At 58.1% G+C, this 12,616-nt stretch carries 14 protein-coding genes; 7 read left to right on the top strand and 7 right to left on the bottom strand.

What is annotated here, in order from left to right:
• Positions 1 to 39: 39 nt before the first annotated feature.
• Together ABLN87_RS04770 and secG are read right to left on the bottom strand one after the other, a co-directional pair.
• Positions 40 to 1,683: a CTP synthase gene (locus ABLN87_RS04770; protein ID WP_170532529.1), complete on the bottom strand. Its 1,644-nt coding sequence runs from the start codon at positions 1,681 to 1,683 to the stop codon at positions 40 to 42.
• A gap of 159 nt (positions 1,684 to 1,842) precedes the next feature.
• Positions 1,843 to 2,208 (bottom strand): preprotein translocase subunit SecG, encoded by a 366-nt coding sequence (gene secG / locus ABLN87_RS04765; protein WP_170533101.1) that lies wholly within the window; start codon positions 2,206 to 2,208, stop codon positions 1,843 to 1,845.
• Positions 2,209 to 2,359: 151 nt separating this feature from the next.
• On the opposite strand from secG, the gene nthA reads away from it, so the two are divergent.
• From nthA to ABLN87_RS04740, 5 genes are all read left to right on the top strand, one after another.
• Complete coding sequence (nthA, locus tag ABLN87_RS04760; RefSeq protein ID WP_353007964.1) at positions 2,360 to 2,974, top strand: nitrile hydratase subunit alpha; 615 nt, start codon at positions 2,360 to 2,362, stop codon at positions 2,972 to 2,974.
• Positions 2,971 to 3,648, top strand: a complete 678-nt coding sequence (gene nthB, locus ABLN87_RS04755; protein ID WP_353007962.1) for a nitrile hydratase subunit beta — start codon at positions 2,971 to 2,973, stop codon at positions 3,646 to 3,648. Before nthA ends, nthB begins: the two co-directional genes overlap by 4 nt.
• Positions 3,645 to 3,980: a nitrile hydratase accessory protein gene (locus ABLN87_RS04750; protein ID WP_353007960.1), complete on the top strand. Its 336-nt coding sequence runs from the start codon at positions 3,645 to 3,647 to the stop codon at positions 3,978 to 3,980. Before nthB ends, ABLN87_RS04750 begins: the two co-directional genes overlap by 4 nt.
• Positions 3,981 to 4,198: 218 nt before the next feature.
• Entirely contained in the window at positions 4,199 to 5,494 is a 1,296-nt protein-coding gene (locus tag ABLN87_RS04745; protein WP_353007958.1) for an adenylosuccinate synthase, read from the top strand.
• Positions 5,494 to 5,730, top strand: a complete 237-nt coding sequence (locus tag ABLN87_RS04740; protein ID WP_353007957.1) for a DUF2842 domain-containing protein — start codon at positions 5,494 to 5,496, stop codon at positions 5,728 to 5,730. The genes ABLN87_RS04745 and ABLN87_RS04740 overlap by 1 nt, the downstream gene beginning before the upstream one ends.
• Before the next feature lie 50 nt (positions 5,731 to 5,780).
• On the opposite strand, the gene ABLN87_RS04735 is transcribed toward ABLN87_RS04740, so the two are convergent.
• The gene (locus ABLN87_RS04735; protein WP_353007956.1) at positions 5,781 to 7,304 is read right to left on the bottom strand and encodes a hypothetical protein; all 1,524 of its coding nucleotides are present in this window, start codon (positions 7,302 to 7,304) and stop codon (positions 5,781 to 5,783) included.
• Positions 7,305 to 7,521: 217 nt separating this feature from the next.
• On the opposite strand from ABLN87_RS04735, the gene ABLN87_RS04730 reads away from it, so the two are divergent.
• Entirely contained in the window at positions 7,522 to 8,133 is a 612-nt protein-coding gene (locus ABLN87_RS04730) for a thiamine diphosphokinase (protein ID WP_353007955.1), read from the top strand.
• Here ABLN87_RS04730 and ABLN87_RS04725 read toward each other — a convergent pair.
• From ABLN87_RS04725 to ABLN87_RS04710, 4 genes are read right to left on the bottom strand one after another with little or no spacing between them, the layout of a single operon-like run.
• Positions 8,078 to 8,992 (bottom strand): DMT family transporter, encoded by a 915-nt coding sequence (locus ABLN87_RS04725; RefSeq protein ID WP_353007954.1) that lies wholly within the window; start codon positions 8,990 to 8,992, stop codon positions 8,078 to 8,080. The two genes, ABLN87_RS04730 and ABLN87_RS04725, sit on opposite strands and share 56 nt — an antisense overlap.
• Before the next feature lie 45 nt (positions 8,993 to 9,037).
• Positions 9,038 to 9,454, bottom strand: a complete 417-nt coding sequence (locus ABLN87_RS04720; protein ID WP_353007953.1) for a GFA family protein — start codon at positions 9,452 to 9,454, stop codon at positions 9,038 to 9,040.
• 21 nt (positions 9,455 to 9,475) lie between these two features.
• Positions 9,476 to 10,852 carry an L-serine ammonia-lyase gene (locus ABLN87_RS04715; RefSeq protein ID WP_353007951.1) on the bottom strand — a complete coding sequence of 459 codons (1,377 nt, stop codon included), beginning with the start codon at positions 10,850 to 10,852 and terminating at the stop codon, positions 9,476 to 9,478.
• Between the two features lies 1 nt (position 10,853).
• The gene (locus ABLN87_RS04710; protein ID WP_353007949.1) at positions 10,854 to 11,555 is read right to left on the bottom strand and encodes a glutathione S-transferase family protein; all 702 of its coding nucleotides are present in this window, start codon (positions 11,553 to 11,555) and stop codon (positions 10,854 to 10,856) included.
• A gap of 167 nt (positions 11,556 to 11,722) precedes the next feature.
• On the opposite strand from ABLN87_RS04710, the gene rpiA reads away from it, so the two are divergent.
• Positions 11,723 to 12,511, top strand: a complete 789-nt coding sequence (rpiA, locus tag ABLN87_RS04705; protein ID WP_353007947.1) for a ribose-5-phosphate isomerase RpiA — start codon at positions 11,723 to 11,725, stop codon at positions 12,509 to 12,511.
• Positions 12,512 to 12,616 lie beyond the last annotated feature (105 nt).

The following is a 12,616-nucleotide window of genomic DNA, read 5'->3' as shown; positions in this document are numbered from 1 at the left end:
CGCTTAATTGTGTTGGTACATCACTTTGCAGCGACCGCCTCAGACCAGACGCGAGGTGTCCTTGGCCGCGCGCACAAAGTCTCGAAACAGCGGATGTGGATCGAAGGGTTTGGACTTTAGTTCAGGGTGATACTGAACCCCGATGAACCACGGGTGATCCGACCACTCAACGATCTCCGGCAGGCGCCCATCCGGCGACATGCCCGAGAAGTTCAGCCCCGCGCCTTCAAGCTGTTTGCGATATTTGATGTCCACCTCATAGCGGTGGCGATGGCGCTCCTCGATCTGAGTGCCGCCGTAAACCTCGGCCACTTTCGAGCCTTCGGCCAGAACCGCATTGTAGGCACCCAAACGCATGGTGCCGCCTTTGTCGTCGCCGACTTTGCGCTCCACCTTGTGGTTGCCCTGAACCCATTCTTTCAGGTGATAAACCACCGGCTCAAAACGCTTTTTGCCAGCCTCATGGTCAAATTCTTCGGAACCGGCCTCTTTGATGCCTGCTGCATTCCGCGCGGCTTCGATCACCGCCATCTGCATGCCGAGGCAGATACCCAGATAAGGTACTTTATGCTCGCGCGCATATTGCGCCGCCTTGATCTTGCCTTCAGTGCCACGCTCGCCAAACCCGCCGGGCACGAGGATCGCGTGGAAGCCTTCCAGATGGGGGGCTGCGTCTTCGGTGTCGAAAATCTCGGCGTCCACCCACTCGACCTTAACCTTGACCCGGTTGGCCATGCCGCCATGGGTCAGCGCCTCGGCAATCGACTTATAGGCATCTTCCAACTGGGTGTATTTGCCCACGATGGCGACCTTCACTTCGCCTTCGGCGTTGTGGATGCGGTCGCTGACGTCTTCCCACTTTGCCAAGTCCGGTTTTGGGGCGGGGCTGATCTGGAAAGCGTCCAGAACTGCCTGATCCAGACCTTCGCGGTGATACGCCAGCGGGGCGTCGTAGATTGTGGACAGGTCCTGAGCCGCTATCACGCTGTCGGGGCGGACGTTACAGAACAGCGCCAGTTTCTCGCGTTCCTTGGTCGGGATCGGCCCCTCGGATCGGCAAACCAGAATGTCGGGGGCCAGACCGATTGAGCGCAGCTCTTTCACCGAGTGCTGGGTTGGTTTGGTTTTCAACTCACCCGACGCTTTGATATAGGGCAGCAATGTAAGGTGCATGAAAATACACTGGCCGCGCGGCTTATCCTGGCTGAACTGACGGATGGCTTCAAAGAACGGCAGGCCTTCGATGTCACCTACGGTGCCGCCGATTTCACACAGCATGAAATCAACCTCATCCTCGCCAATCGCGATGAAATCCTTAATCTCGTTGGTGACGTGGGGGATCACCTGAATGGTCTTGCCAAGGTAATCGCCGCGGCGCTCTTTCTCCAGCACGTTGGAATAGATCCGCCCCGAGCTGACCGAGTCGGTCTTGCGGGCAGCCACACCGGTGAAGCGTTCGTAATGACCGAGGTCCAGATCGGTTTCGGCCCCGTCATCTGTGACAAACACTTCGCCATGTTCAAAGGGCGACATCGTGCCCGGATCGACGTTCAGATAGGGGTCAAGCTTCCGCAGACGCACCGAATATCCCCGAGCCTGCAACAAAGCACCCAAAGCCGCCGAAGCCAGCCCTTTGCCCAAGGATGAAACCACACCACCAGTGATGAAAATAAATCGCGCCATGTTTTTCGGCTGCTCCCGTGAGACGTCATTATCAGCTGCCCGGCGGCTTGAAAAAACCGCTGCATCACGGGACTTCACATATAAAGGATTCGCGCCCATAGCGCAAGAGAACCGCAAGATGCTGTTGCAGTTCTCTTTCAGATTTCTAGGTTTTGTGTATCAGTCGGCTTGCGGGATCAGCGGTGCGTTGTCGCCCTGCGCCGGAGGCAGCAGGTCGTCCGCCGACGGAACCGCCGGTGTGCTTTCTTCGGTCGCGGCCGGTGCCGGAACACCCAAACGGTCAATCACCGAGCTGCCCGAAGACTTCTGCGCCGCCAGAATCGTCAGCGTGATCGAGGTCACGATAAAGCAGGCCGCCAAAATCCAAGTTAGTTTACCCAGAGCTGTCGCCGCTGCACGCCCGGTCATAGCGCCACCACCGCCGCCGCCCATCCCGAGGCCACCGCCTTCGGACCGCTGCATCAGCACAACGGCGATCAGGCCCAAAGCCAGAAGAAGATGGATGATGAGAACGACGTTTTCCATGGTGGTCCCGAACAGCGTGGCGTGTATCGCGTGGTACTTATGCAAGTTTGTCAGCGGGGGCAAGTCAGGAGTTCGTATCACCCCGCGTGATGTCCCATATCACGGCAAAGGGACTGGACAGAACGCCAATACGTGACGCAGGCTGCGGCCTATGCCTCATGACGATCCCGACCACCCGCATGCCTTGCTTCCGCCTGAACCTGCTTTGCGCGTTAAAGCGCTGGAAACGATTCTGACCCGTAAGGGGCTGATAGATCCGGCCGCGCTGGATGAGATCATTGATACATATCAGAATAAAATCGGGCCCCAGAACGGTGCGCATGTTGTGGCGAAAGCCTGGAGCGACCCGGCATTCAAGACAGCACTTCTTGCGGATGCAACGTCGGTCGTTGCGGATCTCGGTTACTACGGGCGGCAGGGCGAACATATTGTCGTGGTCGAAAATACGCACGAGCGGCACAACATGGTCGTGTGCACATTGTGCAGTTGTTATCCATGGCCGCTGCTTGGCATTCCGCCGGGTTGGTACAAATCCGACGCCTATCGCGCCCGCGCTGTTCGCGAACCGCGCAAAGTGTTAGCTGAGTTCGGTGTTGCCTTACCTGAAGACACCGCAGTGCGGGTCTGGGATTCAACCGCCGAGATTCGCTATCTCGTGCTGCCCATGCAGCCCGAGGGTTCGGATGGTTTGGACGAACAGGAACTGGCGGCGCTGGTCACACGCGACAGCATGATCGGCACAGGGTTGCCCAAGGTGCCATCATGACCCGCGTTCACGATATGGGCGGGCGCTTCGGCGACGGCCCTGTACAGCCTGACGGTGAAGACACGCCGGTATTTGCCGAAGATTGGCACGCGCGGGCGCTGGCGGTCACTTTGGCGGCAGGGTTTCTGGGGCAATGGAACATAGATATCTCGCGCCACGCGCGTGAGCGGCTTTCGCCCAAGGACTACGCGCGGTTTTCTTACTATGAGAAATGGATATCCGGCCTGGCCGATCTGTTGGTTGAACAAGGCGTGCTGAGCCTGGATGATCTGCGGAGCGCCGGAGATGATGCGCCGCATCCGCTCGCGGACAAGACGCTCAGGGCCGAGGCTGTCGCCGCTGCACTAGCAAAAGGCGGGCCAGCAGATCGGCCCTCAAACGTTGCCGCGCGCTTTAAGCCGGGTCAGCAGGTGGCGACAGCGCACCCATCTGCCAATCGTCTGTTCGAGGGTGGCCATACCCGTCTGCCTACCTATGCATCAGGAGCACGAGGGCGAATCCTACGCCTGCACGGGGCCCATGTCCTGCCCGATTCCAACGCCCATGGATTGGGTGAGGCACCAGAACCGCTCTATGCCGTTCTGTTTCCCGCATCAGAACTGTGGGCGAATCCGGAACACCCTGGGGATGACGTGGTGCTGGACCTCTGGCAAAGCTATCTGGAGCCCGCATGAGCACATGCCTGGACGTCACTGCTCCTGAACCGGTCTTTGCCGAACCGTGGCACGCACAGGTCTTTGCGGTGACCGTGGCGTTGAACGAAACCGGGTGGTTCGACTGGCCCGAATGGGCCAGGCGCTTCTCGGATACACTGAAACGCAACGGTCTGAGCCGCGAATTGGATGGTGGAGATGACTATTTTCACGCCTGGCTTGAAACACTCGAAGCTCTGCTGGCAGAACGCGGCGCGGCCACGCCAGATGTAGTGCAAACCCTTCAGCAAGAGTGGGAACGGGCCTATCTGACCACACCCCATGGGCAGCCGGTGCATTTGCGGCAACTTTAAAAAGGGGGCGCTGTCCCCATCGCCCGTTCCGGGCGACTCCCCGGGATATTTCTGGCCAGATGAAGCAGGGGATCGGCTCTTCATCTGGCTAAAAATATCCCCGCCGGAGGCATCGCGCGGCAGCGCGATTTCCGTCTGCGGCGAAATACCCGTTTCCCTGCCGCCAGAGCCCAGCTATACGAGCCGAGTTTGATTACTCAGCACGAAAAGGACCGGATATGGCCAACGTGGTTGTTGTCGGCGCCCAGTGGGGTGACGAAGGAAAAGGCAAGATTGTCGATTGGCTCAGCGAACGGGCGGACGTCATCGCGCGTTTTCAGGGCGGGCACAATGCCGGGCATACTCTGGTCATTGATGGTGAGGTCTACAAACTGCATGCTCTGCCTTCGGGTGTCGTGCGTGGCGGTAAGCTGAGCGTCATTGGCAATGGCGTTGTTCTGGACCCCTGGCACCTGCTCAAGGAAATCGGGACAATCCGAGCGCAAGGCGTTGAGATCACGCCTGAAACGCTGATGATCGCCGAGAATACGCCTCTGATTCTGCCGATCCACGGTGAATTGGACCGCGCGCGCGAAGAAGCGGCGAGCAAAGGCACCAAGATCGGGACCACCGGTCGCGGCATCGGCCCGGCGTATGAAGACAAGGTCGGGCGGCGTTCTGTACGCGTTGCAGATCTAGCGGATGAAGCTACGCTTGAGGCTCGCGTAGATCGCGCGTTGCAGCATCATGATCCGCTGCGCAAAGGCTTGGGCATCGAACCCGTCGACCGTGATGCGCTGATTTCGCAACTGAAAGAGATCGCGCAGGAGATTCTGCCGTTTGCAGCGCCGGTCTGGAAAGTTCTGAACGAAAAGCGCAAAGCGGGTAAGCGCATCCTGTTCGAAGGCGCCCAAGGCGCGTTGTTGGATATTGATTTCGGGACTTATCCGTTTGTGACCTCATCGAATGTGATCGCAGGGCAGGCGGCCACGGGTGTGGGCATCGGGCCGGGCTCGATTGATTTTGTGCTTGGGATTGTCAAAGCCTACACCACCCGTGTTGGCGAAGGCCCGTTCCCGACCGAGCTCGAAGACGCGGATGGGCAACGCTTGGGTGAACGTGGCCATGAATTCGGAACGACCACGGGCCGCAAGCGCCGTTGCGGTTGGTTCGACGCCTGTTTGGTACGTCAGACCTGCGCCACCAGTGGTGTCAATGGTATCTCGCTGACCAAACTGGATGTTCTTGACGGATTCGAGACGCTGAAGATCTGCACCGGCTATGAGTTGGACGGTGAGCATCTGGACTATCTGCCAACTGCGGCCGATCAGCAGGCCCGCTGCAAACCGATCTACGAAGAAGTGCCGGGATGGAGCGAATCCACCGAAGGTGCGCGCAGCTGGGCGGATTTGCCCGCCAATGCGATCAAATATGTGCGTCGCGTTGAAGAACTGATCGAATGCCCTGTGGCCCTTCTGTCCACAAGCCCGGAGCGGGATGACACCATTCTGGTGACCGACCCGTTTGCAGATTGATGGGCGACGACAAAAAGACCGGGCTCAGCTACACGGCCCGACGCCGCTGGTCTCTGGTGATTCTACTGGTGGGGTTGCCTCTTTACATCGTGGCGGTGGTGACCGTTGTGAACTGGCTGGATCGCCCCTCTATTCTGGTCGAGCTGCTGGTCTACATCGTCCTTGGCATCGTCTGGGCCTTGCCCTTCAAATTTGTCTTCCGAGGGGTCGGCAAAGAAGACACGCAAGATGACTAAACAAAAAGGGCCGAGACATGTCTCGGCCCTTTGCTTCTATGGTTGGTTGATCAGCCTGCCGCGCGTTCATTGTCGGGGCGGAACCCGATCAGGTTCGAGGCGGCAAACCGACCGCCACCGGCTTTCTGGATTTTACCATCGCGCAGCAGCTGACCGAAAGAGCGCAGGCTTTCTTCGCGATTGAACTCATCCTGTTTCAACGAACGGACCTTGTTCATCAGTTGTGGGCGCGAGAACTGTTCCTGACCCTCGATGAAGGACAGATAAGATGCCGCAGCTTCGAGCAGGTCCAGCAAGGACTGTGCGCCTTGTTCCTGTGCGAACTGGGCGAACCCGCTTTCCTCTGCCGCGCTATCCTCTTGATCAGTTTTGACCCGGCGAGGGGCAATCGGGCCTGAAATCGCGTCGCTCTGATCGACGCGCTGTTCAGCAACAAGCTTCAAAGGCGCCGCCGCATCGGATTCGGGGCGCATGCTGGTGACCTGAATTTCAGGACGGCGAGGGCTGACAGCCGATGCCAGATCACCGCGATAGGGCTGATCCGCCGAGGCAGTGTCGGTCTTGCCATCAACCTCGGCAGCCGCAACAGCATTGCGCAGATGCGAATAGGTTTCGCGCGTACCGCTGGCCGATGGGTCACCCATCTGCTGGTCGGCTTTTTCCATCAGGCGAAGAACGTCCTGATCCAAGGTGCTTTCATCGTTAGGCTTTTCATCAGTGCCGCCAGCCATCCCGGCCTCGAAGCTAGAGATATTATCCAGAAGGTTTTTCTCATCCTCGGCGGTCAGAACACCTTGGGCAATGGCGTCTTCTGCTGGTGCGGGTGCATTCTGATCGCCCATGATGTTCATGATATCATCAGTGATTGTGTCACCTTCGGCAGGTTCTTCGGTTTCCGAAGCTAAGTTGCTGGCAGGCTGCACATACACAGCCGCCTCATCTTCGAGAAGCTCGGAAGCCTCGGATACAGTGTCTTCATTCGCTATTGGCTGCTCTGCTTCGCGAGCTGGCTCAATATCGTCCTGGCTCAGTGCGCCTGCTTCAAACGCTGCGGCGACCGCATCAATAGGGGCCGGGTTTGCGCCAAGCAACGATGTATCCTCGTCTTCCGCGTCGGTGATCGGAGCCGTGTTCGAATGCGTGACCACCGCGCGAATACGCTGCAGTTTGGCTGAGATGCTGTCAGCCGCCAGCGGCTCGGCGTTAGTCGCGGGAGGTTCAACCGAAGAGGGGGCGGCAACGGTCGTAGGGGATGGCGGGCGGTGCGAGGACATGGCTGCATCCTTTGTGGCAGTCTCGGGCGCGGTGTCCGGCGCGGTTTTTGTCGCACGCAGCAGCAGACCGGATTCGTCTTGCCGGGCCTCTACGTGTTGGGCGTTGTCGCCCTGGGCAATGCGCGACAGCATTTCAGCATCCAGTCGAGGGGGTTCAGAACCGAAGTACCGATCATCTGCTGCGATTTCGCGGAAGTAGTCTGCAATGGCTTTGAGTGTTTCAAACGAGTTGTCGAACCCTTCTAATGTGCAGGAAAAGGCCCCATAAGAAACAGTTAACACCTTCTTATTCTGTACCATCAGACACACGTCCTCTACAAACTAACAAAGCCAACTTACTCAGAATCGAGCGCACACATTGGCCTACAACTCTACATGAACCTATCAATTTGTGGTCTCAATGTGTCCAAACCCAGAAAAAATGACCAATCTGAGAAAAAATAAGCCAATTGTGCGTTCAAACGGCCCAATTGGCCTAGTCGGAGGGGGGACAATTGGGGTTTCCGACCTGAATTTGGTGCTGAATCGTGTCAATTCAGTGGTTGCGGCGGATGGCGGTGCATCGATTCTTGTTGATTCGGGTGTTGTTCCCGAGGCGGTGATCGGTGACTTCGATTCATTGGATGCGGCGACGCGCAGTCGCATAGCTGAGGACCGTTTGTTTCAGATCGATGAACAAGACAGCACGGATTTTGACAAGGCCCTGCGCAGTATCGATGCCCCGCTTGTCGTTGGAGCTGGTTTTCTGGGCGGTCGACTAGATCATCAACTGGCGGTGCTCAATACTCTGGTCACGCGCCTCAACTCTGTCTGCATCTTGTTGGGCGCGCACGAGGTGGTGTTTCACGCACCACCATCGATTGTTCTGGACCTGGCACCGGGCGATATCGTCTCTTTGTTTCCGCTGCGGCGTGTGACGGGGCGAAGTCAGGGGCTCGAATGGTCCATCGACAAATTGGTTTTCGAACCGGATGGACAAGTCGGAACCTCGAACAGGGCAGTGTCACAGGTTCAGCTACATCTGGATGGGCCGGGGCTGCTGGTCATGGTGCCGCGCGACGCATTGGATCAGGTCATGCAGGCGTTTCTGTCGGGACAGACCGGGCGGTGGCCCTCTCTCGCAGAATGACATATAGCCCGGCGGCCATGGTGATCAGGATGCCAAGCGCTGCGATCCCGTTGGGCAGATCGTGAAAGATCAGCCATCCAAACAGGGTTGCCACCGGGATCTCCAAATATTGCATTGGGGCCAGCGTCGCTGATGGCGCATAGCGCAGCGACCATGTCATCAACAGATGGGCAACGGTTCCTAAAATACCGATGGCCAGCAAAAGCCAGTGCGCGTTGCCGGTAGGCATGATCAAAGACAGCTCCCAGATTCCGGATTGGGTTCCCCACAGAATGAGAGGGAGCAGAAAGATCGTGGCCATCACTCCGGATACCGCCTGCAAGGATACCGGATCGGTTTCCTTGGCGATCTGTCTGGTGACCAGCATGAACAGCGCAAAAACCACGGCAACGATCAGTGGTAGCAGGGCAGGCAATCCTACTTCGGCAAAACTGGGCTGGATCACCAGCAAAGTGCCGGCAAATCCGACAACACATGCGATCAGGCGCCGGTGGCCGACCTCTTCATTCAACACATACTTTCCAAGCAGCAACATGATAAAGGGCATCACGAATGCAATGGCGACCGCATCTGCCAGTGGCAGGAATTGCAGCGCGCTGAACATCGCTGTGATACCGATGATATGAAGACCGGTGCGGATCACGGTCAGACGCAGAACGCGCCCCCGCATGCGCCAGGGTCGGCCCGTTGCGGCCACTAGCGGGATCAGGATCACTGCTTGAATCGCAAAGCGGACCAGTACCAGCAGCCCTAGCGGGGTAGATTCGCCCAGCAGCTTGGCGATTGAATCGCCAAGCGGTGCGAGTACGCAGAAACCAAGCATCAGAACAATGCCGAAAACGGGACGATCCTGTGTCATGGGCGCGACGCTAACCGTTTCGGATCACGGTGAAAAGCGCTGTTCTCAGGCGTCGGGCAGAGGTTGAACTTTTGTGTAGTCCGGTTCGATGCAGGTGGGGAGATCATCACCAAGCTTGAGCCAGCTCAGCTTTTCCTCATGCGCGACATGCAGGGTCGGCTGCAATGCCTCGGGGTTGTCCAGGGTTGCAACATATAGATGCAGCACGTCTGACATCTTGTTTGACCGAAACGAGATTGGGGTTCCGCAATGGGCGCAAAAGCTGCGCTCGACCCCGGGAGAAGAGTTGAAGCGTTTGGGCTCTTCACCGGTCCAGCGCCATTGCCCGTCACGGACCTCGAAATAGGTGGTCATCGGAGCGGCGCATTGACGGCGGCAGCTGTCGCAATGGCAAGTGACGCAGGAGAGAACCGGAGGATCGACGTGGTAGCTAATTTTGCCGCACAGGCAATGTCCGCGCATGGGTCTATCTCCGATGGTCCTTCAGCAGTTTGGCACGTTGACCGCCAGACCGCCAAGCGATGTTTCCTTATACTTCTCGTGCATGTCCTGGCCGGTCTGGCGCATCGTTTCGATCACCGAGTCCAGCGGAACAAAATGCTGCCCATCACCGCGTAGCGCCAGAGAGGCGGCCGAAACCGCTTTGATTGCCCCCAACCCGTTCCGTTCGATACACGGCACCTGCACGAGGCCTGCTACGGGATCACAGGTCATGCCCAGATGATGTTCCAACGCGATCTCGGCCGCGTTTTCTACCTGTTCGGGTGTGCCACCCATCACTGCGCATAGCCCGGCGGCGGCCATGGCGGAGGCGCTGCCGACCTCGGCCTGACAGCCCGCTTCTGCGCCCGAGATCGAGGCGTTGAACTTGACCAATCCACCGATCGCAGCGGCAGTCAGAAGGAAATCCTCGATTTGGCCTTCCGACGCGCCCGGCACATGGTCAAGATAGTAGCGTATGACCGCAGGTAATACGCCCGCTGCGCCGTTGGTGGGCGAGGTGACAACCTGGCCGCCAGCAGCGTTCTCCTCGTTGACGGCCATGGCGTAGACGCTCATCCAGTCATTTATCGTGTGCGGTGCGGTCAGGTTCATGCCCCGTTCAGCGATCAAAGCGTCATAGATGCCCTTCGCACGTCTGCGCACCTTCAGGCCTCCGGGCAATATGCCATCCGTTTTCAGGCCGCGTTCGATACAATCGTTCATGACCTGCCATAGCCGGGCCGCCCCTTTGGCGAAACTGTCCGCGCAGCCGCGTGCAACCTCGTTGTCACGCTTCATCTGTGCGATGGATTTCCCGCTGGTTTTTGACATCTCCAGCATTTCTGCAGCGGACTTAAACGGGAAGGGAACAGACGGGGCACCTTCGTCCGTGGCTTTGCCATCCGCCAATTCTTCTTCGGTCAGAACAAAGCCACCGCCGATGGAGTAAAACACCTGCCGCAAGATCACGTCGCCTTGCGCATCGGTGGCCATCAGGATCATCCCATTGGCGTGGCCGGGCAGGGTGTGGTCATAGTCAAAGACCAGATCAGCCTTGGGGTCGAACGCCAGGGGCGGCAGGCCGTCAGGCGAAACCGTATGGGTTTCGGAAATTGAAGTGAGCGCAGCTTCTGCTTTTTCATTGTCGTAGGTCTCGGGCACAAATCCTGCGAGACCCAGAATGGTGGCGCGGTCCGTGGCGTGGCCAACTCCGGTAAACGCCAGCGACCCGTGCAGTGACCCGCGCAGGCCGGAGAATTCAAATGGCGATGCGCGCATCATGTCCAGAAAGCGCGCCGCAGCCACCATCGGGCCCATCGTGTGCGAAGAAGACGGGCCAATGCCCACCTTGAACATATCAAAAACCGAGAGGAACATGTCAGACAGCTGAGCCTTCTGGAGGAGTGGCATAGGTGGGTGAGGTAAACGGATTAGCCCCAAGCCCTTCGGCGGCGATGGCGGTGCGGGTTGCAGGGCGCGATTCCAACTGCATCAGTATCCTCTGCAAATAGGGCGTATCTGCCAGTTGATACCAGCTGCGATCCGCTTGTGTAGGATAAAGCGCCAGCCAGCGCATCATGCATCCCACGTAATATGTCAGGACCGAGGGTTTATCTGCGTTCAGCCAATCGGGGGCTTCTTTTGCGACGGCATCCAGCTTTTGCAGATGTATCCGCAAGCGAGGCCGCATCCCGGCACGCAGGGCATCGGCCTGCGATGGGTCGATGTATTTCTCAGCATAGAACAGAATGCGCAGATCAGCGTGCAATGTGTTCGACGCAAAAAACAACCATTTCAGAAATGCCGCGCGATCCGGATGATCGGCGGCTGGGGCAAGGTGGGCGTGGGTATCGGCAAGCCACAGCAGAATGGCGGCGGTTTCGAAAATAGCCCCTTGCGGCGTTTCCAGAACCGGTATCAACCCGTTTGGGTTCAGCGCACGATAGGCGGCGCTGTCCTGTTCGTTCTGGCTGCGATCGACCAGCACGGTTTCATAGGGCAAGCCCATCTCTTCCAACACCAACCGGATCACCAGTGAGGCGTTGTCGGGGGCGTAGTGCAGGCGATAGGGCTGTGTCATGGCGCGTACTTATGATGCGAGGTCAAATTGGGAAGGCATGATTGCGACGTATCCGATGGGAAACGCGTAGTCTAAGCGACTTTCATAGCGGTCTTGCATGAATTGGGTCTCGCCGTTGCGTTTTGCATTCCGTATAACTCAGAAAAACCATTCCGGGAAAGCTGCCGATGACCACAGAGATGTCGCCAATCGATACCGCAAAATATGTCGCGGCAAGGCGCGCCGCTGAAATGGTCGAAGATGGAATGCGCGTTGGATTGGGAACCGGTTCAACCGCCGCCTGGCTGGTGCGTCGATTGGGCGAGCGGGTGGCGCAGGAGGGTTTGCGGATCAAGGGTGTTCCGACCTCGACCCGCACGGCGCAACTGGCACGTGAGGTTGGGATCGAAGTTGTCTCGTTGGATCAGGCCGGGTGGCTGGATCTGACGATTGATGGCGCAGATGAGTTCGACGGTGATCTGAACCTGATCAAAGGCGGTGGTGGGGCGCATCTTCAGGAAAAGATCGTGGCAACGGCCAGCGATCAAATGGTGGTGATTGCCGATGCAGGCAAAGAGGTCGAAACCCTCGGTGCGTTTCCCCTGCCGGTCGAAGTGATCCCATTTGGCTGGCAGACCACGCGCACCCTGATCGAAGAGGTTCTGGATACGATGGATGTGCTGGGCACCAACTGTGCGCTGCGCATGAATGGAGAGGCCCCCTATGTGACCGATGAGGGCAACCATGTCCTGGATTTGCACCTGCAGCGGATCGGCAATGCTCGCCAGATGGCGCTGGTGCTCAATCAGGTCCCCGGTGTTGTCGAGAATGGTCTGTTTATCGATATCTGCGATAAGGTCGTCGTTGGCCATGGAGATGGCCGGGTTGAGCTGCGGGACATCAACGCAGGCACGATCGAGATGGATCAGTTGTTGAGTGGCGCGCGCGAGAACCTGTTTTCGGATCTGGCGGATTGATCCGAACCCTTACGAAACTTGGCCCGATGAATCAAAAAAACCGAGATTTGCGCGGCAAGGGGTTGGCAGTCGACTTTTTGCGCCCAGATATCCAAAGACTTTTTG

The sequence above is a fragment of the Ruegeria sp. SCP10 genome, from assembly GCF_040329495.1.
Lineage (GTDB): Bacteria > Pseudomonadota > Alphaproteobacteria > Rhodobacterales > Rhodobacteraceae > Ruegeria.
This window is presented reverse-complemented; position numbering and strand designations above follow the sequence as displayed.

Bases quoted from the DNA above. Each gene is read 5' to 3' on its own strand.
- ABLN87_RS04750 (WP_353007960.1), top strand. From the start codon at position 3,645: ATGAGCACATGCCTGGACGTCACTGCTCCTGAACCGGTCTTTGCCGAA.
- ABLN87_RS04720 (WP_353007953.1), bottom strand. From the start codon at position 9,454: ATGCGCGGACATTGCCTGTGCGGCAAAATTAGCTACCACGTCGATCCT.
- ABLN87_RS04735 (WP_353007956.1), bottom strand. From the start codon at position 7,304: ATGGTACAGAATAAGAAGGTGTTAACTGTTTCTTATGGGGCCTTTTCC.
- ABLN87_RS04740 (WP_353007957.1), top strand. From the start codon at position 5,494: ATGGGCGACGACAAAAAGACCGGGCTCAGCTACACGGCCCGACGCCGC.
- nthA (WP_353007964.1), top strand. From the start codon at position 2,360: ATGCCTCATGACGATCCCGACCACCCGCATGCCTTGCTTCCGCCTGAA.
- rpiA (WP_353007947.1), top strand. From the start codon at position 11,723: ATGACCACAGAGATGTCGCCAATCGATACCGCAAAATATGTCGCGGCA.
- secG (WP_170533101.1), bottom strand. From the start codon at position 2,208: ATGGAAAACGTCGTTCTCATCATCCATCTTCTTCTGGCTTTGGGCCTG.
- ABLN87_RS04725 (WP_353007954.1), bottom strand. From the start codon at position 8,992: ATGACACAGGATCGTCCCGTTTTCGGCATTGTTCTGATGCTTGGTTTC.
- ABLN87_RS04745 (WP_353007958.1), top strand. From the start codon at position 4,199: ATGGCCAACGTGGTTGTTGTCGGCGCCCAGTGGGGTGACGAAGGAAAA.
- ABLN87_RS04715 (WP_353007951.1), bottom strand. From the start codon at position 10,852: ATGTTCCTCTCGGTTTTTGATATGTTCAAGGTGGGCATTGGCCCGTCT.
- ABLN87_RS04770 (WP_170532529.1), bottom strand. From the start codon at position 1,683: ATGGCGCGATTTATTTTCATCACTGGTGGTGTGGTTTCATCCTTGGGC.
- nthB (WP_353007962.1), top strand. From the start codon at position 2,971: ATGACCCGCGTTCACGATATGGGCGGGCGCTTCGGCGACGGCCCTGTA.
- ABLN87_RS04710 (WP_353007949.1), bottom strand. From the start codon at position 11,555: ATGACACAGCCCTATCGCCTGCACTACGCCCCCGACAACGCCTCACTG.